Annotated in this window: 16 protein-coding genes; 13 read left to right on the top strand and 3 right to left on the bottom strand. The window is 60.2% G+C overall.

What is annotated here, in order from left to right; all coding sequences use genetic code 11:
• Positions 1-27 precede the first annotated feature (27 nt).
• Genes pepP through PI739_RS07380 form a run of 3 tightly spaced genes read left to right on the top strand, consistent with a single transcriptional unit; the run spans position 28 to position 3,827 of the window.
• Positions 28-1,362, top strand: coding sequence for a Xaa-Pro aminopeptidase (gene pepP, locus PI739_RS07370; RefSeq protein ID WP_054081235.1), 1,335 nt, complete (start codon positions 28-30; stop codon positions 1,360-1,362).
• A complete protein-coding gene (ubiH, locus tag PI739_RS07375) occupies positions 1,359-2,546 on the top strand; it encodes a 2-octaprenyl-6-methoxyphenyl hydroxylase (protein ID WP_054081236.1) in 1,188 nt (395 codons plus the stop codon). The genes pepP and ubiH overlap by 4 nt, the downstream gene beginning before the upstream one ends.
• A gap of 51 nt (positions 2,547-2,597) precedes the next feature.
• Positions 2,598-3,827 (top strand): 2-octaprenyl-3-methyl-6-methoxy-1,4-benzoquinol hydroxylase, encoded by a 1,230-nt coding sequence (locus tag PI739_RS07380; protein ID WP_054081237.1) that lies wholly within the window; start codon positions 2,598-2,600, stop codon positions 3,825-3,827.
• 203 nt (positions 3,828-4,030) lie between these two features.
• On the opposite strand, the gene PI739_RS07385 is transcribed toward PI739_RS07380, so the two are convergent.
• The gene (locus PI739_RS07385; RefSeq protein ID WP_003365871.1) at positions 4,031-5,023 is read right to left on the bottom strand and encodes an AraC family transcriptional regulator; all 993 of its coding nucleotides are present in this window, start codon (positions 5,021-5,023) and stop codon (positions 4,031-4,033) included.
• Positions 5,024-5,660: 637 nt separating this feature from the next.
• On the opposite strand from PI739_RS07385, the gene PI739_RS07390 reads away from it, so the two are divergent.
• The 4 genes from PI739_RS07390 (at position 5,661) to PI739_RS07405 (ending at position 9,759) form a co-directional block, all read left to right on the top strand.
• The gene (locus PI739_RS07390; protein WP_003432295.1) at positions 5,661-6,944 is read left to right on the top strand and encodes an MFS transporter; all 1,284 of its coding nucleotides are present in this window, start codon (positions 5,661-5,663) and stop codon (positions 6,942-6,944) included.
• Between the two features lie 213 nt (positions 6,945-7,157).
• Positions 7,158-7,739, top strand: coding sequence for an alpha/beta hydrolase (locus PI739_RS07395; RefSeq protein ID WP_003365875.1), 582 nt, complete (start codon positions 7,158-7,160; stop codon positions 7,737-7,739).
• An 83-nt stretch (positions 7,740-7,822) separates the two neighbouring features.
• Positions 7,823-8,773, top strand: a complete 951-nt coding sequence (locus PI739_RS07400; RefSeq protein ID WP_054081238.1) for a sigma 54-interacting transcriptional regulator — start codon at positions 7,823-7,825, stop codon at positions 8,771-8,773.
• Positions 8,774-8,976: 203 nt separating this feature from the next.
• Positions 8,977-9,759 carry a MetQ/NlpA family ABC transporter substrate-binding protein gene (locus PI739_RS07405; protein ID WP_003365877.1) on the top strand — a complete coding sequence of 261 codons (783 nt, stop codon included), beginning with the start codon at positions 8,977-8,979 and terminating at the stop codon, positions 9,757-9,759.
• A 299-nt stretch (positions 9,760-10,058) separates the two neighbouring features.
• Here PI739_RS07405 and PI739_RS07410 read toward each other — a convergent pair whose 3' ends face one another.
• A complete protein-coding gene (locus PI739_RS07410) occupies positions 10,059-11,321 on the bottom strand; it encodes a lipase family protein (RefSeq protein ID WP_054081239.1) in 1,263 nt (420 codons plus the stop codon).
• 116 nt (positions 11,322-11,437) lie between these two features.
• Here PI739_RS07410 and PI739_RS07415 point away from each other — a divergent pair, with 116 nt between their 5' ends.
• On the top strand, positions 11,438-12,664 hold the full coding sequence (locus PI739_RS07415; protein WP_054081240.1) for an MFS transporter: 1,227 nt from the start codon (positions 11,438-11,440) through the stop codon (positions 12,662-12,664).
• Positions 12,665-12,779: 115 nt separating this feature from the next.
• Here PI739_RS07415 and PI739_RS07420 read toward each other — a convergent pair whose 3' ends face one another.
• Positions 12,780-15,878, bottom strand: coding sequence for an autotransporter domain-containing protein (locus PI739_RS07420; protein WP_054081241.1), 3,099 nt, complete (start codon positions 15,876-15,878; stop codon positions 12,780-12,782).
• Positions 15,879-16,095: 217 nt separating this feature from the next.
• Between PI739_RS07420 and PI739_RS07425 the strand changes: the two genes are divergently transcribed.
• The 5 genes from PI739_RS07425 (at position 16,096) to PI739_RS07445 (ending at position 21,516) form a co-directional block, all read left to right on the top strand.
• Positions 16,096-16,992: a TauD/TfdA dioxygenase family protein gene (locus tag PI739_RS07425; RefSeq protein ID WP_003432305.1), complete on the top strand. Its 897-nt coding sequence runs from the start codon at positions 16,096-16,098 to the stop codon at positions 16,990-16,992.
• Between the two features lie 16 nt (positions 16,993-17,008).
• On the top strand, positions 17,009-17,890 hold the full coding sequence (locus PI739_RS07430; RefSeq protein WP_054081242.1) for an ABC transporter ATP-binding protein: 882 nt from the start codon (positions 17,009-17,011) through the stop codon (positions 17,888-17,890).
• Positions 17,891-17,981: 91 nt separating this feature from the next.
• Positions 17,982-18,848: an ABC transporter permease gene (locus tag PI739_RS07435; protein ID WP_054081243.1), complete on the top strand. Its 867-nt coding sequence runs from the start codon at positions 17,982-17,984 to the stop codon at positions 18,846-18,848.
• A 38-nt stretch (positions 18,849-18,886) separates the two neighbouring features.
• Entirely contained in the window at positions 18,887-19,906 is a 1,020-nt protein-coding gene (locus PI739_RS07440; RefSeq protein WP_003432311.1) for an ABC transporter substrate-binding protein, read from the top strand.
• 626 nt (positions 19,907-20,532) lie between these two features.
• The gene (locus tag PI739_RS07445) at positions 20,533-21,516 is read left to right on the top strand and encodes an RHS repeat-associated core domain-containing protein (protein WP_096105869.1); all 984 of its coding nucleotides are present in this window, start codon (positions 20,533-20,535) and stop codon (positions 21,514-21,516) included.
• Positions 21,517-21,668: the final 152 nt, after the last annotated feature.

The raw sequence follows: 21,668 nt of genomic DNA on the forward strand, positions 1-21,668 counted from the left end.
GTGGACTCCATCAGGACGCTGCTGCCCATGATTCAGATCCCTAAGTCCGAATACGCCCGCCGCCGCAAGGCTCTGATGGCTCAGATGGAGCCGGACAGCATTGCCATCCTGCCGGCCGCTGCGGTTGCCATTCGCAATCGTGACGTCGAGCACGTCTACCGGCAGGACAGTGACTTTCAGTACCTGAGCGGCTTTCCCGAGCCGGAAGCGGTGGTGGTGCTGATCCCCGGTCGTGAATACGGCGAGTACGTCTTGTTCTGCCGCGAGCGCAATCCCGAGCGCGAGCTGTGGGAAGGTCTGCGCGCAGGCCAGGAAGGCGCGATCCGTGAGTACGGTGCAGACGATGCGTTTCCCATCAATGACATCGATGAAATCCTGCCCGGCCTGATCGAAGGCCGGGATCGGGTGTATTCGGCGATGGGCAGCAATCCCGAATTCGACCGGCACCTGATGGACTGGATCAACGTGATTCGCTCCAAAGCGCACCTCGGTGCCGAGCCGCCCAAGGAGTTCGTGGCGCTGGACCATCTGCTGCACGACATGCGCCTGTACAAGTCCGCTGCGGAAATCAAAGTCATGCGTTGCGCGGCAGATATTTCGGCGCGGGCTCACGTGCGTGCGATGCAGGCCTGCCGCGCCGGGCTGCACGAGTTCAGCCTGGAAGCCGAACTGGACTACGAGTTTCGCAAGGGCGGTTCGAAGATGCCTGCCTACGGCTCGATCGTTGCCTCGGGGCGCAACGGTTGCATCCTGCATTATCAGCAGAACGACGCGGTGCTCAGGGACGGTGATCTGGTGTTGATCGACGCCGGCTGCGAAATCGACTGCTATGCCAGCGACATCACCCGTACCTTTCCGGTGAGCGGCAGGTTTTCCCCCGAGCAGAAAGCCATTTACGAGGTGGTGCTCAAGGCCCAGCATGCGGCCTTCGAGGCCATCGGCCCCGACAAGCACTGGAACCAGGCACACGAGGCGACGGTCAAGGTCATTACCGCCGGGCTGGTCGAACTGGGCCTGCTGCGCGGCGACGTTGGCGAGCTGATCGAAAGCGAAGCCTACAAAATGTTTTACATGCACCGTGCCGGGCACTGGCTGGGCATGGATGTGCACGACGTAGGCGAATACAAGGTCGGCGGCGAGTGGCGCGTACTGGAGGTCGGCATGACGCTGACCGTTGAACCCGGGATTTACATATCCCCCGACAACCTGGAAGTCGCGAAGAAATGGCGAGGTATTGGTGTGCGAATCGAGGATGACGTGGTTGTGACCAGGCAGGGGTGTGAAATTCTGTCCGGCGGCGTGCCCAAGACCGTCGCCGAGATCGAGGCGCTGATGGCGGCTGCACAGGAACAGGTCGCATGAGCCGCTTCAATATCGCCATCGTCGGCGGCGGGCTGGTCGGTGCAAGCCTTGCGTTGTCGCTGCAGGCTGGTGCCAAGGCGCGCGGCTGGAAAATCGTGCTCATCGAACCCTTCGCGCCGGGTGAGGCCTGGCAGCCCAGTTACGATGCGCGTTCTTCGGCACTGTCGTTCGGCTCGCGACGCATCTATGAACGGATTGGCCTCTGGCAGCAGATTTCCCGACGCGCCGAGCCGATCCTGCAAATCCAGGTGTCGGACCGTGGTCGCTTCGGCGCCACTCGCCTGTCTGCGATTGAAGAGGGCGTTCCGGCGCTCGGCTACGTAGTCGAAAACGCCTGGCTCGGTCAGGCTCTGTGGGCCGGGCTGGATCGTGATGTGGTCAGTTGGCGTGTGCCGGCCGAGGTCAAACACATGCAGCCATTGGCCGACGGTTATCGCCTGAGCCTGAGTGACGACAGCGAGCTGGACTGTGACCTGGCGGTGCTGGCCGACGGCGGCCGCTCCAGTCTGCGCGAGCAGCTGGGTATCGGGGTGCGGCAACGGCCCTACGATCAGCATGCGCTGATTGCCAATATCACGCCGAGCGAAGCTCACTGCGGGCAGGCGTTCGAACGTTTCACCGAGGACGGGCCGATGGCGCTGCTGCCATTGCCGGAAAACCGCTGTGCGCTGGTCTGGACGCGTCCGGGCAACGATACCCAGCGCCTAGCCGAGCTGGACGACCGCAGTTTTCTGGAAGAGCTGCAGGGCGTGTTTGGCTATCGCCTGGGCACGCTGCGTCAGGTCGGTGCACGGCATGTCTACCCCCTGGCGCTGATCGAGGCCGAAGAGCAGGTGCGTTCGCATCTGGTGATTCTGGGTAATGCGGCGCACAGCCTGCATCCGGTCGCCGGGCAGGGGTTCAATCTGTCCTTGCGTGACGCCGATGCACTGGCCGGGACGCTGCTGGACAGCGCCGCGCCGCCCGGTGAGTTGTCGACTCTGCAGCTCTACCGTGAGCGTCAGCGTCAGGATCAGCAATTGACCGTGGGCTTCTCCGACAAGGTGACACGCCTGTTCGGCAGCTCCCGGTCGGCGGTTGCCACCGGGCGTAACGTCGGGTTGCTCGGCCTCGACCTGCTGCCCGCCGCCAAGCGCTGGTTTGCCCGCCAGGCCATGGGGTTGGGGACTCGATCCGATGTGTGAATCACACACTTTAAACACAGGGCTTCGGCCGCAAGCGAGAACGGTTTGACCATGGAAACGCGCGCAGATGTGCTGATTGTCGGAGCCGGAATGGTCGGCAGTGCCCTTGCCTTGGCATTGCAGGGCAGCGGCCTTGATGTGCTGGTGGTCGACGGTGGACCGCTGAGCGTCGAGCCATTTGATCAACAGTCGGGCTTCGAGCCGCGGGTCAGCGCCCTGTCGGCGGCCAGCCAGCGAATCCTTCAGCGTCTGGGTGTGTGGGAAGGCATCGCAGCCCGGCGCATCAGCCCGTATGCGCATATGCACGTCTGGGACGGCAGCGGCACCGGGCATATTCACTTCTCGGCCTCCAGCGTGCATGCCGACGTGCTGGGCCATATCATCGAAAATCGTGTGGTGCAGGACGCGCTGCTCGACCGCCTGCATGCCAGCGACATCGGTCTGCTGGCCAATGCGCGGCTTGAACAGATGCGTCACTCCGGCGATGACTGGCTGCTGACCCTGGCCGATGGTCGTCAGCTGCGCGCACCGCTGGTGGTGGCCGCCGACGGTGCGAATTCCGCTGTGCGCCGCCTGACCGAAACGCCGACGCGTGAATGGGATTACCTGCATCACGCCATCGTCACCAGTGTGCGTACCGCCGATCCCCACAGAAAAACCGCCTGGCAGCGTTTCACCGATGACGGGCCGCTGGCCTTTCTGCCGCTGGAACGCGAGGACGAGCACTGGTGCTCCATCGTCTGGTCAGTCACACCTGCCGAAGCCGAGCGCCTGATGGTGCTGGAGGATGACCTGTTCTGCCGCGAACTGGAGCAGGCATTCGAAGGGCGACTGGGCCAGGTGCTGTCTGCCGATAGCCGCCTGTGCGTGCCGCTGCGTCAGCGTCACGCCAAGCGTTACGTTGCCAGCGGATTGGCGTTGATTGGCGATGCGGCACACACCATTCACCCGCTGGCCGGGCAGGGCGTGAACCTCGGTTTCCTCGACGCCGCAGTGCTGGCGGAAGTACTGACCCATTCTGCAAAGCGTGGCGAGCGCTGGTCTGACCTGCGTGTGCTGGGCCGTTACGAGCGCCGCCGCATGCCGCACAACCTCGCGCTGATGGCCGCGATGGAAGGCTTCGAACGCCTGTTCCAGGCCGACCCGCTGCCCTTGCGCTGGTTGCGCAATACCGGCCTGAAAATGGTCAACCGCATGCCCGAAGCCAAATCGCTGTTCGTGCGCGAGGCGCTGGGGTTGTCGGGGGACCTGCCCGAGCTGGCGCGGATCGAAGCACACTAGAAGCCAATACATACCTGCTCGGAGCATGGGTACGATGGTGTTCTTCCGGGCACGTTACGCTCGCGATCCCCCAGACACCTATCGTTCCTCACGCTCCAGCGTGTGAATGCCTGTCGTGACGCTCTGCATCATGGATCTGCGCTGCGCCGCTTGATCAAGAGTGGACGCGCAGCATGGGCACGATGGTGTGTCCCTGACAATGCTCAACGCACCACGCCGCTGCGGTACTGTTCTGGCGTCAGTCCGGTCCAGCGTTTGAAGGCGCGGCTCAGGCAGTCGGTGTCGGAAAAGCCCAGCAGGTAGGCGATTTCGCTCAGCGAGCTTTGCTGATCGTTCATGTGCAGCAGCGCCAGGTTCTGGCGGCATTGATTGAGCAGCAGGTCATAGCAGCAGCCCTCGTCGGCCAGATGGCGCTGCAGGCTGCGCGTGCTCAGGTGCAGGGCTTCGGCGATGCTTTGGGCGGTGGGCTCGCCGTCCGGCAGCAGGGTTTCGATGGCCGAGCGTACGCGCTGTTCCCAGATCAGTGACGGTAACGGATCTCCTTGGGATTCCTGGCCGTTCAGCTGTACCGGCCCGTCATCCAGATGGCTGTCGAATTGATCACCGCCAAACTCCAGCAGGTTCTCCTGCGCCGCAAACGTGACCGGTGAACGAAACAGGTCGTGCCAGGGCTGCGGATCCTCGGGTGCCGGACGTTGCAGGTGCACGGCGAGCGGCGCATAGCCCCGGCCTAGCCGGTTGCGGCAGGTGCGTACGTAAATGGCGGCAAATGCATCCAGCAGCTCATGAACCGGTGACTGACAGGATGGCGGCGTACCGAAGCGGAATTCATAACGCTCGCCGACTGTTCTGAAATCCAGCTCCAGAGAGTCCTCGGCCATCGAGCGGTAACGTACGATGCGCTCGAAAACCTCGCGCAACGAGCCGCTGGCGACAAGCGTGTAGCCCAGCGCATGAAACGCCGTCGGGCTGACAAAGCGTGAAACACGCAAACCCAGGGCTGGGTCAAGGCTGGCTTGCACTGCGCGTTGCCAGAGCGCGGCGGTGACATCCGGCGAGAATTGCGCATCGGGTTCACTCAGCCTGTTCAGGTCAATACCCGCGCTTCGGCACAACGCATCGCTGTCCATACCCAAGGCAATGAGCTGCTTGCGCAGAGCGGGGGTCCAGCTGGCGAGACTGCTTGGCTCAGGCATGCGGACGCCTCTTCCTGGCATAAAGTGACTTCGGCAGCAGGCCGGTGCCGACAAGGCACCACCGGGCAACTCCATTGCCTGACGCCGTCACCAAGAATGAGAGCATTTGTGACAGTTGTGCAAGTGCCAGGACGCGTTTCTTGCCGTCACATAGAAAATAGTTCGCGCTCTAATCGCTGAGCAGTCCCCCATAGGCCCAAACGAGCTATCAGCAGTCGCCAATTGCGCAGTCGTCGTATAACGCGAAAACGCTCCTTCCCTTCTCAACACGTCGCCAGCCCATGCTGATGAAGGTCAGAGCGTTTCTGTCATTTGACACTGGAATGGCAAATGACTATAAGTTCTCCATGTTGTACGACAACATAAGACTCGAATAAAATTACAACCACAAAAATAATTCAAAGAGTAACAACCTCATGATCAGTCTGAATTCTCAGGCCATAAAGGCATGCTCCTCGTGCGAAAAATCTGTTTTTACGCATGATCGTCGGCAGAAAGCGCCTAAAAGTCTTCTGAAGAAACCGTAACCTGAAGTTACATAAAACCAGCCGCCTCACGGCCTTGGCCGCGGGACGCTCATCGCCAATCTAAAAATAAACAGGGTGAAGAGATGAAGATAAAAGGTATTCGGTGGTGGATGGTGGGGCTGGTCACGGCCGGCCTGGTCGTCAACTACCTGGCACGCAATACGCTGTCTGTCGCAGCACCGACGCTCATGAGCGAGCTGAGCATCTCCACCGAGCAGTACGCGCACATCGTGGTCGCCTGGCAATTGTGCTATGCCATCATGCAGCCCGTTGCGGGCTACATCATCGACGCGATCGGCACCAAGATGGGCTTTGCGATTTTCGCCATCGCCTGGTCTGCCGCCTGTGCTGCCGCCGCATTCGCAACCGGCTGGCAGAGTCTGGCGATCTTCCGCGGCATGCTCGGCCTGACCGAAGCCGCGGGGCTGCCGGCAGGCGTCAAGGCGACCACCGAATGGTTTCCGGCCAAAGAGCGCTCGGTCGCCATCGGCTGGTTCAACATTGGCTCGTCGTTCGGCGCATTGCTTGCACCCCCGCTGGTGGTCTGGGCCATTCTGCAGAGTGGCTGGGAGCTGGCGTTCCTGATTGTCGGCGGTCTTGGCATTGTGTGGAGCGGCCTGTGGCTGCTGTTGTACAAGCATCCGCGCGATCAGAAGCGTCTGGGCGATGCCGAACGCGACTACATCCTCAGCGGCCAGGAAGCGCGTCTGAAGGATGCACCTGCCCGGAAAGGCAGTTGGAAGCGACTGTTCAAAAACCGTAATTTCTACGCGATTGCTTCGGCGCGAATCCTCTCCGAGCCTGCCTGGCAGACCTTCAATGCGTGGATCCCGCTGTACCTGATGACCGAGCGCCACATGAACATCAAGGAAGTCGCGATGTTCGCCTGGCTGCCGTTTCTGGCGGCTGACATTGGCTGCGTACTGGGCGGCTACCTCAGCCCGCTGTTCCACAAGTACTGCAAGGTGTCACTGTTCACCTCGCGTAAGATGGTCATGCTGTTCGGCTGCTCCTGCATGATCGGGCCGGCGTGCATCGGGCTGGTCGAAAGCCCCTACACCGCCATTGCCTTGCTGTGCATCGGCGGTTTTGCCCACCAGACCCTGTCGGGCGCGCTGTATTCGATCACCTCGGATTCATTCGGCAAGAACGAGGTGGCCACAGCGACCGGGATGGGCGGAATGTTCGGCTTTTTCGGGGCGGCGGCGTTCACCATGGTGTTCGGCGTGCTGGTCACCAAAATCGGCTACAGCCCGCTGTTCGTGGTGCTGGCAATCTTCGACATCGTCGCTGCGATTGTGGTGTGGAACGTTGCCCGTGAAGTCCCGCAGTACGACGAGCCGGTACCGCTGCCTGCGGGCGAGCAGAGCCCGCGTACTGTGCCTGCAACCTGAGGCCGTCGTAATCCTGTAACGAAGTACGGATAGTCTTTGCCCTGAAAGTGATTTTTATTAGAGGCCGTTCCTCGAAGGCAGGGAGTGGCCTCTTTTTTTGTCTATTGGCTGATATTCGTTTTGGAAATTAACAAATAGCTTCTTATTCCTTAGCGAATATAACTTCCATCCCTATACTCGTCTCATGAACGCATACATGCAGGAGGCGAATCCATGCATAACGAGTCGATCCGGTATCTGATCGTGCCAGGCTGGCAGGGGTCTCCTGATGATCATTGGCAGACCCACTGGCAGAACAGCCTGCCCAACAGCACACGTGTGGAACAGGCCGACTGGCTCAAGCCTCGTCGTGAAGACTGGGTCGGCGAGTTGCAGCGCACGATTGCTGCGCACGACACCCCCGTGATCCTGATCGCTCATAGCCTGGGTTGCGTCACCGTCGCGCATTGGGCTCAACTTGCGCCGCTGGAAACCTTGCGTCAGGTGCAGGGCGCGCTACTGGTGGCACCGGCCGACGTCGAGCGTCCGAATTGCCCGCCTGCGTTGCGTAATTTCGCGCCGATCCCTGCTGATCTGTTGCCGTTTCCGACGCAGATTGTCAGCTCTGACAACGACCCTGCGGTCAGCTCCCAGCGCGCCATGGAAATGGCCCGTCACTGGGGCGCGGAAGTCGGGTTTCTGAGTCAGGCCGGGCATATCAACGTCAAGTCCGGTCATCAGCGCTGGGAGCAGGGGTTCGCCTACCTGTACCGGCTGCAAAACCGTCTGGAGCAACACGCGCGTCGTCGCGCATGACCGGGCAGCCTATTTATCGGACTCTCCGGGTCCTGTCTTTTTAAACGCTTGAGCCATCGCAAGGGCTCAGGCGGGAGTGTGCCATGAGTCTTCACGAAAACTTCGGCCAGCCGCTGCTGACCTTTCCCGATGCGGAAAAAAGCCCACTGAGCATTCGCGCCAAGGCGCTGGTGTTCATTGACCCACGCTCGCGCCGATTGCGTGAAGAAATGGAGCAACTGGCTCCCCGTTCTCTACCGGTACTGATCCGTGGCGAGTCCGGGACCGGCAAGGAGTTGCTGGCCCGGCATATTCATCGCGGCAGTGATCGCTCGGGTTTATTCGTTTCGGTGAACTGCGGTGCGATCAGCCCGACCTATGCCGACGCCGAATTGTTCGGCTACGCCGCCGGAGCCCACAGTGGGACGGTCAGCAGCCGCGCAGGCTGGTTTGGCTCGGCCAACGGTGGCACCTTGTATCTGGATGAAATCGGCGACCTGCCGTTGCCGATTCAGGTCAAGCTGCTCGCGGCGCTTGAGAATCACGAAGTCACGCGAGTGGGCGCGCAGCAGCCGAGCCCGGTCGATGTGCGTCTGGTCGCAGCCACCAGTATCGATCTGGCGCAGGCCGTGGCTGCCGGCAAATTCCACGAGCGGCTTTATCACTACCTCAGCGAGGGCCGCCTCGATCTGCCGGCGTTGCGCGAGCAGCCGGGCAACATCCTGCCGCTGGCCGAATATTTTGTCGGGATCTACAGCCAGCGTCTGAATCTGCCGGTGCAATTGATCAGCGAGGATGCGCAGCGCACGCTGGAGGCTCACAGCTGGCCCGGTAATACCCGTGAACTCGAGAACGTCATTCACTTTGCCTTGCTGGTCAGCAGCGGTGATGAAATTCGGGCTGAAGATATCAATCTGCCGAACATCGCCGATCCGTTCACGCTGATCGAGCGCCAGACGCAGCTATTGCTCGATGGTGGTGATCGCAGGCAGCTGTCCGCGCTCAGGCAACTGCTTGAAACAGTCACCTCAGAGCTGGCGCGGCGTCCTGCTTGAGCGCGCCCCAGCACGGTCCTGATGAGGTAGAGTAGATGCTGATGCAAAAAAGCATAAGCACTCGATTAAAAAGTATTTTATCGGAATATAAAACACCGGTAATGTCAGCGTGATGTCGCAGGGTTCGGATAGCTGTGACAAACCATTGAATAATAAGGTGTCATTTCTAGATGACGCTCTCGGATTTTCGTTAAGGACATTGCATGAAAAAGACGTTTTTGCTGACCGCTCTGGCGGCTGTGTTCTCCATTGGCCTGGCTCACGCAGGTGAAAAGCTGGTCGTCGGCGCGACGCCAGTACCGCACGCGGAAATCCTTGAGCTGATCAAGCCGACCCTGGCCAAAGAAGGCGTGGACCTGGAAATCAAGGTCTTCACTGACTACGTGCAGCCAAACGTTCAATTGAGCGAAAAACGCCTGGATGCCAACTATTTTCAAACCAAGCCTTATCTGGATGGCTTCAATAAGGGCAAAGGCACCAATCTGGTGACTGGCGTGGGCGTACACGTCGAACCGTTCGGCGGCTACTCCAGCAAGTACAAGAAGCTGGCTGATTTGCCTGAAGGCGCAACCATCGCCATTCCAAACGAAGGCAGCAACGCAGGCCGCGCACTGCTGCTGTTGCAAAAAGGTGGCCTGATCACCCTGAAGGATCCGACCAACGCCCTGTCCACGCCGAAAGACATCGCAACCAACCCGAAGAATTTCAAGTTCCGCGAGCTGGAATCGGCTGTACTGCCACGTGCGTTGAAGCAGGTTGACCTTGCCTTGATCAACACCAACTACGCGCTGGAAGCCAAGCTCAATCCGAAGAAAGACGCGCTGATCATCGAAGGTGCCGATTCGCCGTACGTGAACTTCCTCGTGACCCGCGAAGACAACGCTCACACCGACGCCATCGAAAAACTGTCGAAAGCGTTGACCAGCCAGGAAGTCAAAGACTTCATCAACAAGAAGTACGATGGCGCGGTACTGCCTGCGTTCTGACCCTCTGAGTGTCGTGCGTAATCTAACTATCGTGCGACGCTCCGCGTCGCATGCCGTTCTGGACGCTCTGCGTCCTCTTTCGAGCATGTGGCGCGGCACAGATCTGTGACGCAGAGCGTCACGCAAGGCATTCCTGCGCTGGAGCGTGAGGAACGATAACATCACTATCGTGCGACGCTCCGCGTCGCATGCCGTTCTGGACGCTTTGCGTCCTCTTTTGAGCATATGGCGCGGCGCAGACCTGTGACGCGGAGCGTCACGCAAGGCATTCCTGCGCTGGAGCGTGAGGAACGATCATCTCACTGTCGTGCGACGCTCTGCGTCGCCCCACAATTCCCCGCCATAAACTCCCCCGAAAACGCTTTCTCGACAAAGCGCGTCGAGTCCGGCAGAGAGCCATTCACCGCTCCCGAGTGATCCAGCTGCGGGTAGTAATGCCACTCGATGCGGTCGCCGACCTTGCACGCGTCTTTCACCAGCGCGATCTGGCTGCGAACAGGTGAAATGACATCCTTGCCTCCCGTACCGATAAAAACCGGAATGTCCGACTTTAACGTCGGGTAGTCCGATTGGCGATTGACCTGATCAAGTGCCTTATCGGGTGAGCGTTTGAAGCTGTTGTTGAATGTCAGTCCATCCGCGACCACCTTGCGCTCGATGGCTTGCAGGCATTCACGCTGACTGGTTTCGAACGCGAGCTTTGCGCGGTCGCTCAGGTAATCGGCAGGATGCAGCGACGGGTCGATCAGCGCGGCAGTACTCAGTCGCAACAGGTTATAGGCCAGCGATGGCGTGACCTGATCGCGGAAGGTGTCCGGTCCGGCATGTTTCTCATGCGATTGAGCCATCGGATACGGCGTCCCGGTCGCAACCACTCCGACAATGTTCAATTCGGGCGCATAAGTCTTCTGGTAGACGGCCGTTGCGAAAGCGGCACGGCCACCTTGCGACTGCCCGAACACAACCACCCGCGAAGACAGATTGAAGTCCGCCTTCTGAACCGCACGAACGCTGTCGAGCACACCATACGCCAGCGGACTGCTCAGCCCGAACGGGTGCAGCCCCGGCGTGCCCAAACCCTGGTAATCAGTAGCCACAATCGCATAGCCACGCCCGAGCCATTCATTCAGATAGCGCGTGTCGCGATCACTGCGCCCGGCAAAGGAAGGCGCACAGATGTCCGCGCTACCAACCGTGCCATGCGCCCACGCCATCAGCGGCCATCCGCCCTTTGGCGGCTCACCCTTGGGCATGAACAAGGCTCCTGACACTGCGACTGGCTGGTTGTTGAGCCCGTCTGTCGAGGTGTACAGGATGCGGACATTCTGTCCGGCACTCTCAAGGCTCTGCGTGGCCGTCAGCGGCTCCGAGCGCAGCAGTTGGCCCGGTGTCGACGGCACTTTATCCGGCCATGTGTAAAATGCGGGAACACCGCCTTCGCCCGGGTCTGACTGGGCAACGGCGACAGTTTTCATGGAAGTGCCTGGCACTGCGCTGCAAGCTGCGAGCAGGACCATCAACAGAGTGGCCAGAACGGCCGAATACCTTGGCGATGAGTTCATCGGTATTTCTCCACAAGCTGACAGGAGAGAGCGCATCAGCATCGATGTATCAAGCCGATTATGACCTGAGCGATGATAACTGACGCACGCGCTGCCAGTACTGAACGGAGTTCTTCATGCGCAAGGATTACCTCGCTTTCTTCATCTCGCTTTTCCTGTCCAGGCTGGCGGATCAGATCCTGTTGTTTATTGTGCCGCTGGTGGTGTTCCAGACCACCAACAGCGCTTCATGGGCGGGGCTGGCGTTTTTCGTCGAATCGTTACCGAGGTTTCTCGCGTTTCCGTTGTGCGGCGCGTTGTGCGACAAGTATTCGCCTATCAGAATTCTGCACATCAGCCAGGTCTACCGGGCATTGCTCTGCGTGCTGGCGATGGTGTTCTACGCACTCTTTGGTGGCATTGGATGGCTCGTGGTTCTCTCGGCATTGTGCGGGGTGCTGACCACGCAAGGCATCATGGCGCGCGAAGTGCTCATGCCGCATATCTTTCAGCACTACAGCTACACCAAAACGTTGTCCTATTCCCAGATCGCCGACCAGTCAGGGCTGGTTCTCGGGCCCTTGGTCGCGGCACTGATACTTGAGGTGTGGGCCTGGTACTGGGTCGTACTGTTGACCGCCGGACTATTCATGCTGGCAGACCTCTGCATGTTGGCTTGGCAACGTCTTGGCCGTTTTAAGCTGGAAGTGTTCGAGCAGCATCAAGACATCTGGCTGCAGCCCTTGCGGATTGCGTTCGGGCATATCCGTTGCCTGGCAGAGTTGAAAAAGATCATCACGCTGGCAGTAGGGGTCAACCTGATTGTCGGCGTCACTCTGGCGACCTCGGCAGCCATGGTCATCGGCGAGTACAGCGCAGGCAAGGATAACTATGCAGGGCTGCAGGCGGCGGGGGCAGTGACCACTATCGTGATCCTGTTCTTCCTGGCCCGTGTGGTGCTGCCTTTGCGGGTGCTGGGCGGTGTCGGGTATTTAATGATCGCGATCGGGGCATTCATCAGCGCCCTGAGCCCGAACCTGATTGGCTATGCGCTGGGGTTTCTGTTGATCGTCGGCTTCGACAAGATGTTCAACGTCTACATGCGCACCCTCCGGCAGCGGGTGATACCGCCCCAGGACTTTGGCAAGACGGTGGGCGTGATCACGTTGCTCAACAACCTGTCGCAGCCTCTGGCGGGTTTGCTGGTGGCCCTGCTCGCAGCGCCTTTGGGCATTCGCCAGGTCATCCTGAGTTTCGCCATGCTGACGAGCGTTATCGGGGCGGGTGCCCTGTGGTGGTTTGCAAAGGCACGCAGCCCATTCCCGACCCCGATTGTTGAGGCTGATCGGGAGGCCGGGAAATGAAAACGAGAGGGTTAGAGCTGGATGGAATTGAGGGTCAACGCAAGAGCGCTCAGACCCCCTGATAACTTTGGCAGGCTGCTCTCCGTCACTACAGAGAGCAGCCGCCGCTTCAGCCTTAAAACGCCAACGTCACCCGAGCATTCAGCGACTGATCCGAAGCATCGTTACTCACCTGACCGTCGTAACTCAGGCCCACGCTCAGCGTATCGCTCAACCCCAGGTCGACGCCTGCGCCGAGCACGGCGGCGCTGCGGGCGATCGGTGCGCCGGAGAGTTCGAAGGTGCTGCCGCCGCTGAAGGCTGAGCGGCTTTCCGGGGTGACGTCACCGTAGGCGCGACGCCAGCCCAGTGTGGCGTTGGGTTTGATCACGACGCTGCCAGCGTTCAGGCGGGTCGCTGCACGCAGGCCCAGGGTACTGAAGGTGATGTGGTTGTCCTGGGATTTGTTCTGCAGGCTGATGGCGTTGCTGTTCTCGTCGAAGGCGTCGGTGTCGAGGCGCACATGGGCGAGGTTGGCGAAGGGTTCAAGCAGCGCATTGCCCATTTCGATGGAGTAGCCCAGCTCGCCGAAGACCTGATTGGTCGCTGCCTTGTAGTCTTCCTTGAAGTGCTCGGACGAGCCCGGCAGGTCCAGCGTACGCTTGGCGGTCAGCTCATGCCAGGTGCGTACCGCGCCGAGGCGCAGGCCCAGTTGGCCCCATTTCGCGCCGCCGTAGACACCCAGATGATAGTTGTCGCTGTCGGTCGAGCCAGACGCGTGGCGCAGGTCGAAGCTGCTGTTGCTGAAGCCTGCCAATGCACCCACACGCCAGGTGTCGTCGAGCGGTACGTCGGCGCCGAACAACAGGCCGCTGGTGCGGGTTTCCAGGCCCGAGGCGTCGCGGCTGCTGTCGGTCTGGCCGGTCGCGCCGATGGCTTGGGTCCACACCACACCACGCGAGGCATCACCGGCGAGGGTTTGTGTGGTGCTGCCGAATGCCTGTGTGGACTGCGCTTGTTGCATGCGATCGTTCATGGCATTGCGCACCAGCCGGCTGTCTTCGATCAGCGCAGATTGAGTCGATGCGTGCAGCTCGTTGGACAGCGCGCTGAACGTGGCCTGCGCCGTCGAGGCGTCGTCCTGCACCACCTGACGCCATAGCGCGTTGCCTGCGCCCGCGCTGTCCAGACCCTGCGCGACCGCCTTGGCGTTGCGCGTGGTCGCCAGGCTGGCGAAGGTTTGTGCGTTGCGATCCAGCGTCAGCCCTACGTCGGTCGCGGTGTAGTTCAGCGTCGGGGTAAGGAACGCGAAGTTGGTTTGCACGGCGGCAAATGCACCGCTCACGCCACCGGCTGCGGAAATGATCGAGTAACGGCTGGCGGCCAGCCAGTTACCGCCTTCGACCAGCGACAGCGTGCTGTTATTGATCGTCGCGCGGCCGCTGGCGACGATGCGGTCGGCATTGCCATTGGCGTCCGATTCCACTTGATAAACCGAACCCTGAGCCAGGTTGACGTCACCATTGACGTTCAGCTGCCCGACCGAATTACCCGGTGCGACCACGCCGCCCTGAGCGACGTTGATGCCGCCAACGGTGCCGTTGCCACCCAGCGTCGCGCCTTGCTGCACGCTGACGATGGAGTTGCCGAGGTTGCCATTCACTGCCAGGCGACCGGCCTGCACGGTGGTCGCGCCGGACAGGCTGCTGTTGCCGGTCAGGTTCAGTGAACCGACGCCGCGTTTGATCAACGCGCCGTTGCCGGTCAGGGAGTTGGCGAGGGTGTCGTTGGTGGACTGATCGACCACCAGCGTTGCGTTGTCGGTGATCGTGCCGCTGCCGAAGGCCTGGGCATGACCGGTCAGGGTGCCGCCGTTGATCAGCGTGCCGCCCGAGTAGGTGTTGTTGCCGGTCAGGATCAGGTTGCCCGTACCGTTCTTGATCAGCGCACCGCTGCCGCTGATGTCGTTGCGCCAGGCGTCGATGGCGTTATAGCCGCCCAGGCTGGCGTTCATGTTGACGGTGACGTTGGAATTGAACGCGCCGTAACCATCGCCTGCGGCATACAGGTTCAAGCGACCGTAGCCACCTGACTGATCGATCACTGCGTAGCCCGACGACAGCTCAGTGGTCGCCAGAATCTCGCGGCGCTGGCTGGCGTCCAGGTACGGGAAACGTGTTTCCAGCAGCACTTCAGCGTTGGTCGGCACGACCGGCGCGAGATTGGTCGGACCGACCGGGTCGAAGCCGTAGGTCATGCGCGCGGTATACAGCGCCTTGTCCTGCGCATGCTGGGAAGTGCGATCGGTGGCCGGGTCGATGGCCGTCATGCAATTGTTGACGTCGCCGCCGCACTGAGCGGTGAAGTAGGCCAGGGCCTGCGCGCGAGCATCGGCGCGCAATTGCGTGTTGGCGGAATTGGACAGGTTGTCGATGGCGAAATAGGTCGCGGTGATTCGCCCGCCCATCACGTCGAAGGGCGAGTGCATGCCCGCTTCGATGCGGTTGTCGCCGATTTCCGAAGCACGCAGCATCAACTCGCTGAACCGCTCGGGGATCGCGTAGGCCAAGGCGTAGGCTGACAGGTAGGCAGCGTTGGTGTGCCCGCTGGGGAAGCCCGAGTCACTGGCCGGCGTGGTGCTTTCGGCCGGCCGCAGGGACGGCGCGACGACGAATGCCAGGCTCTGTCCGTCGAGGCTCTGCCGCCATGGCCGTGGATACAGATAGTGGGACTTGGCCGGAGTCGTGGAGGCATCGTTGCGCACGGCACCGACCAGGTCGACCACCTTGCCCAGCGCCGAAGATGAACTGCCTGCGCCATTGCCCTTGTCGTCGTACCTGACGGTTTTGTTGCTGTCGTCGAATTGCGTGATCGTCGTGAACGCGCCCGCGCCGGCTTTGTAAGCATCGCTCAGCGAGCCCAGGCCGCTGATGGCGCTGTAGCTCTGGTCGCGGCGGTCATCGAAGTAGGCGGCGGTTTCCTGCGCCAGCGTGCGCGAGTTGGCGCGGTCGACCACGATCTGCAGGTTGCGTCGCAGCAGGCTCTGACCGAGGGCAGTCGGCGTGCCGGTGTCCCAGGTCGCACCGGTCGTCCACAGGGTGTTGAACCCGGAGAGCAGGTCGACACCGTTTATACGATTGTCATTGGCACGGCTCGCTGCCTGAACCGAGACGGCAAGCAGCGAAAGTATCAATGACGACACCATTACATGGGCAACCGGTTTATTGGATCGCATAGCGGGCGCTTCACTCGATTCGGATGAGGCGCCGACCCTAGCAAGGCGGTCTTACACTTGGATGTATCTGTCGTGACACATTTATGCTGGCTGACGCTACACAGCGAGGCAGTGAAAAAATCAGCACTATGGATATTCCTTAACGGTATTTAAATTATCTTTCTTATACCTATAGAGTTTCGTCTTTCAGTCACACAGCCCTGGAGTCGGAGTTCTCATGCCAGCAGCCTCCCTCGCTTCATCGTCCGCTCAACCTGCTTCGCAATCCTTCGAAGTGCGTCCATTCACCGAAAAGGTGGGCGCTGAAATCGTTGGGCTGGATCTGTCCAGGCCGTTGAACGATGCCGACTTCGCTCGTGTGCATCAGGCACATCTGGATCACCATGTCGTGGTGTTTCGCGATCAGCAGATCACGCCGCAACAGCAGATCGATTTCAGCCGGCGTTTTGGGGTGCTGCAGATCCATGTGCTCAAGCAGTTTCTGTTGGCCAACCATCCGGAAATCCTGATCGTCTCCAACATTGTCGAGAACGATAAGCCTGTGGGCCTGGGCGATGCCGGCAAGTACTGGCATTCGGACCTGTCTTACAAAGAGCTGCCGAGCCTGGGCTCAATGCTTTACGCCCAGGAGCTGCCAAGTGAAGGCGGCGATACGCTGTTTGCAGACATGCACCTGGCGTGGGAAACGTTGCCGCAACACCTGCGCGATGCAGTCGCAGGGCGCTCGGCGGTGCACAGTTACACCGCACGCTACGCCGAGGGCCATAACGCCGCCAACTGGCGTCCGACCCTGACCGCCGAGCAACTGGCTCAGGTGGTGGAAGTCAGCCACCCGATCGTTCGCACCCACCCTGAAAACGGGCGCAAGGCGCTGTTCGTCAGCGAGGGTTTCACGACGCGCATCCTCGGTCTGCCGGAAGACGAGAGCCGTCAGATTCTCAACGAGATTTACGCCCATAGCGTGAAGCCCGAGCACATCTATCGGCACCAGTGGCAGGCCGACGACATGGTGTTCTGGGACAACCGTTCCCTGATCCATCTGGCTGCCGGCTGCCCGGCGCACCTGCGTCGCAAACTGCATCGCACGACCATTCAAGGCACCGCGCCATTTTGATCCAGGAGAGCCGTTCATGAATGCTGTCGCGCAAGGCCACACGGCCAGCACCAGCACCCAACCGCAACCGGCTGAACAGCCTACTGCTGAAGCCTTGCTGCAAGTTCGCGGCGTCAGCCTCGAATACCGCACACCAGAACGTGTGGTACGGGCAACGCATCAGGTCAGTTTCGAAGTCGATCCGGCCGATCGTTTCGTGCTGCTCGGCCCATCCGGTTGCGGCAAGTCCACATTGCTCAAAGCCGTAGCCGGGTTCATCCGGCCCAGCGAGGGCGAGATTCGTCTGGCGGGTCATCAGGTCACCGAACCTGGCCCGGACCGCATCGTGGTGTTTCAGGAATTCGACCAGTTGCCGCCGTGGAAAACCGTGATCGAGAACGTCATGTTTCCGCTGCTGGCATCGCGCACCCTGAAGCGTCCCGAAGCGCTGGAGCGTGCACGTTACTACCTGGAAAAGGTCGGCCTCAGTGCGTTTGCCGATGCCTACCCGCACACCTTGTCCGGTGGCATGAAAGCCCGCGTGGCGATTGCCCGGGCCTTGGCCATGCAGCCGAAAATCCTGCTGATGGATGAGCCGTTTGCCGCGCTCGATGCACTGACCCGACGCAAGATGCAGGAAGAGCTGCTTGAGCTGTGGGAAGAGGTGCGCTTTACGTTGCTGTTCGTCACGCACTCCATCGAAGAAGCGCTGGTGGTCGGTAACCGCATCCTGCTGCTGTCACCGCATCCGGGCCGCGTACGGGCGGAAATCAACAGCCATCAATACGACCTGAAAAGCCTGGGCGGCGTTGGTTTTCAGCAGACCGCGCAGCGTATTCATCGTTTGTTGTTCGATGAGGGCGAGGCCGGGCCGGTGGAGCAGGATCTGAATTTTCAGGACATCCGGATTGCTTACTAGGCGACTGCCTTGATCGTTCCCACGCTCCGCGTGGTAATGCCTTTCAGGACGCTCCGCGTCCTATCTACACGATTACCGGGAAACCCGAATCATGAGCCTCGCACCTCCCGCTCGCGAAGAATATGAAATCACGCTGGAGCCTTTCACTCAGGAAGACCTGGCCCGCGACCTGCCCCTGGCACAGCGCATCTGGCAACTGAGCTGGGTGCGCAAATGCATCATCATGATCGCCCTGGCGGTGATCTGGGAACTGGCTGCACGTCTGCAGAACAACGACCTGCTGTTGCCGAGCTTTCTGCAAACGGCGGCCGCCTTTTATGACGGGCTGATCTCCGGCGAGCTTCCAGGCAAGGTGTGGATTTCCCTGACCGTACTGATTCAGGGCTACCTGATCGGCATCGTGCTGGCGTTCGCCCTGACCACCCTGGCAGTGTCCACCCAACTGGGCCGCGACCTGCTCGGCACGCTGACTGCGATGTTCAATCCGCTGCCGGCCATTGCCCTGTTGCCGCTGGCGCTGCTGTGGTTCGGGCTGGGCCAGAACAGCCTGATCTTCGTGCTGGTGCATTCGGTGCTGTGGGCGCTGGCGCTCAATACTTATGCGGGCTTTCTCGGTGTCTCGGAAACCCAGCGCATGGCCGGGCGCAACTATGGTCTCAAAGGCCTGCGCTTTGTCTGGCACATCCTGATTCCTGCTGCGCTGCCATCGATTCTCGCCGGTCTGAAAATCGGCTGGGCCTTTGCCTGGCGCACGCTGATCGCCGCCGAGCTGGTGTTTGGCGCGTCCTCCGGCAAGGGCGGTCTGGGCTGGTACATCTTCCAGAATCGTAACGAGTTGTATACCGACAAGGTCTTTGCCGGTCTGGCAGCGGTGATCCTCATCGGCCTGCTGGTCGAGAACCTGCTGTTCGCCAACATAGAGCGCCTGACCGTCAAGCGCTGGGGCATGCAGCGTTGAAACGCCGTCTTTTTTTGAATAATCAGGGTGGGAACCACATGAACACTGCATTTCAACGCCCGGCACTGACTGTGCTGGCGGCGACGCTTGGCTTGTTTGGCGCGCTGCTCAGTGGCGGCGCTCAGGCTGAAGGCAAGATCAGCATCGCTCAGCAATTCGGCATCGGCTACCTGATCCTCGACGTGGTGCGCGATCAGAAGCTGATCGAGAAACACGGCAAGGAGCAGGGTCTGGATATCAAGGTCGACTGGAACAGCATCTCCGGTGCCACGGCGATGAACGAAGCGCTGCTGGCCGGCGCGCTTGACGTGGTGTCGGCAGGCGTGCCGCCGATGCTGACCGTCTGGGACCGCACCAAGGGCAAGCAGAACGTCAAGGCGATTGCCTCGCTGGGTTCGATGCCCAATTACCTGCTGACCAACAACCCCAGCGTCAAGACCCTCAAGGACTTCACCGAAAAGGACCGCATCGCCGTACCGGCTGCGGGCGTGGGCTTCCAGTCGCGCACATTGCAGATCGAAACCGCCAAGCTGTTCGGTAACGACAACTACAAGAAATTCGACAACATCTCGGTCAGCCTCGCGCACCCGGACGCGACCTCCGCGCTGATTGCCGGTGGTTCGGAAATCAACTCGCACTTCTCCAGCCCGCCGTTCCAGTACCAGGAACTGGAGAACCCCAACGTGCATAAGGTGCTCAGTTCCTATGACGTGCTGGGCGGCCAGGCGACGTTCAACGTGCTCTACACCACCGAGAAATTCCACGACGAAAACCCCAAGACCTACAAGGCGTTCTACGACGCGCTGGCCGAAGCCGAGAAGATCATCAAAGCCGACAAGCCTGCTGCCGCGCAGACCTACATCCGCGTCGAGCAATCGAAGCTGCCGTTGCCACTGGTAGAGAAAATCGTCGCCGACCCGGAAATCGACTTCACCGTCACGCCGCAGCGCACCTTTATCTACGCCGAGAAACTGCATGAGCTGGGCGTGTTGAAAAACAAGGCGGCGAGCTGGAAGGACTACTTCTTCGAAGAAGCGCACGGCACCGAGGGCAGTTGATCGACGCGTTTTGAAGATGACGCGGAGCGTCATGAAGGGCATTCCCACGCGGAGCGTGAGGAACGATAGAAGATCTCCCGGGCGCCTATCGTTCCTCACGCTCCAGCGTGGGAATGCCGTTCTGGACGCTCTGCGTCCTCTTCTGAACAAATCAGGTTACTTCCGCTCACGAAAAACCTGTCCTGCAGGACCTTTCTTTCAGTCTTTTCTCTTTCCTGCGTATGACCTTTCCTAGAAAATCCCGGGCCCTTGCGCCTGCCAAATCCGCACACTAGGCTGCGTCGGTCGCTGGTTTTTCAGCGATCGGGTTTAGCAGCCTGTCCAGAGACACGCAGCGCAATTACCGTTTTATGGCGGCTTTGCGTGGGGCACTTTCGAGTGCGCCGGGTCTGTGTTCTCTACCGGTCTGCTAACCCGCGTCAAAGTCGCCACCCTTGTTTGTTTAGCAGCAGGCATCTGATCAATATGGCCAAGGCCGAGCTGGAGCGCTCGCTGGAATGCGTCCAGAACCCCTGACATCCCTGATGCAACCTAGCAGTTCTACGAGTAGCCGCTGCGGTCCCTGCAATGCATTGTGTGCTTGAAGAGGCCTGTCTCGCTAATCAAGACCACTCCGGTTACTCGCCATGCGCCAGCAAACTACTCTGTGCCGTTACCGCTACGACGCGCTTGACCGGCTCGCGGCTCGCACGCCTGCGGCAGGGACCATTGCCCGCTCGTACTATCAGTCCGACACCTTGGTCAGCGAGATTCAGGGTGCAGAACACGTTCGATTCCTGCATCACGGTCGTCAGTTGCTGGCCACGCAGTCAGCGCTCGCCACGCTGTTGATCGGCTCGGACCAACAGCACAGCGTGCTCCACACCGTATCGGCCAGCTTGTCTGACCCTATCGCTTACACCCCCTATGGGCATGGGCAAGCGTTGAACCAACTGCCAGGCTTCAACGGTGAGCGCCCCGATCCATTGACCGGTCATTATCTGCTGGGCAACGGCTATCGCGCCTATAACCCTGTTCTGATGCGCTTCAACAGTCCCGATAGCCTGAGTCCGTTTGGCAAGGGTGGAATAAATGCCTATGCGTATTGTGCGGGGGATCCGGTCAATCGATCTGATCCGACGGGGCATGGCTTTCTTGAGGATGTGGAAACTTCCCTCTACATCGGTGCTGCAATTCTGAGCGGCATTATTGGTTTGCTGGCGGTCCGTGCACCTATAAGAGCTGTACTAAAAGGTGTCAAAGTGAAGCCTCAGGCTGTCGCCAGCAATAACCTGGCTTTTCCCGTTCAGGAGACAAGAAGACCGGCGAATACAGCGGAAAAAATCTCGGCATTCACCGGAGTGTCTGCACTGGTTGCCACTTCGGCATGGGCCACTTCCTTCGTTCTGACAAAAACTGACCCTGAATCGCCAGCAATTCGCCCACTGAGGATTGCCGCTATCCTTATTGCTTACCCGACGGCTGGGCTGCGTGGCTGGTCAATTGCTCGTTCCATAATGGACAAACGGGTCCAGAAAGCAGTGCCTGTGCTTCTTAAAGGCCCTGCCATGAGACGCTCAAGTAATACGTCGAACATTAGTAATGCTTCGGTCATCCGAACGGCCTTGTGATATTTGCTACCACTTGTCAGGCACCTTCCCCCCGATACTGACCTTTCTGGCAGTAGCCCCTCATCCCGAATCGGTTCAGGCTGAAGCCTTTACTCCATCATCAGGGATCGATCACGGCTCTCCTCTGCCGATACACTTACGACCCGCCGGAC

Origin of the sequence: Pseudomonas cerasi, assembly GCF_027983475.1 — a bacterium.
GTDB lineage: Bacteria > Pseudomonadota > Gammaproteobacteria > Pseudomonadales > Pseudomonadaceae > Aquipseudomonas > Aquipseudomonas cerasi.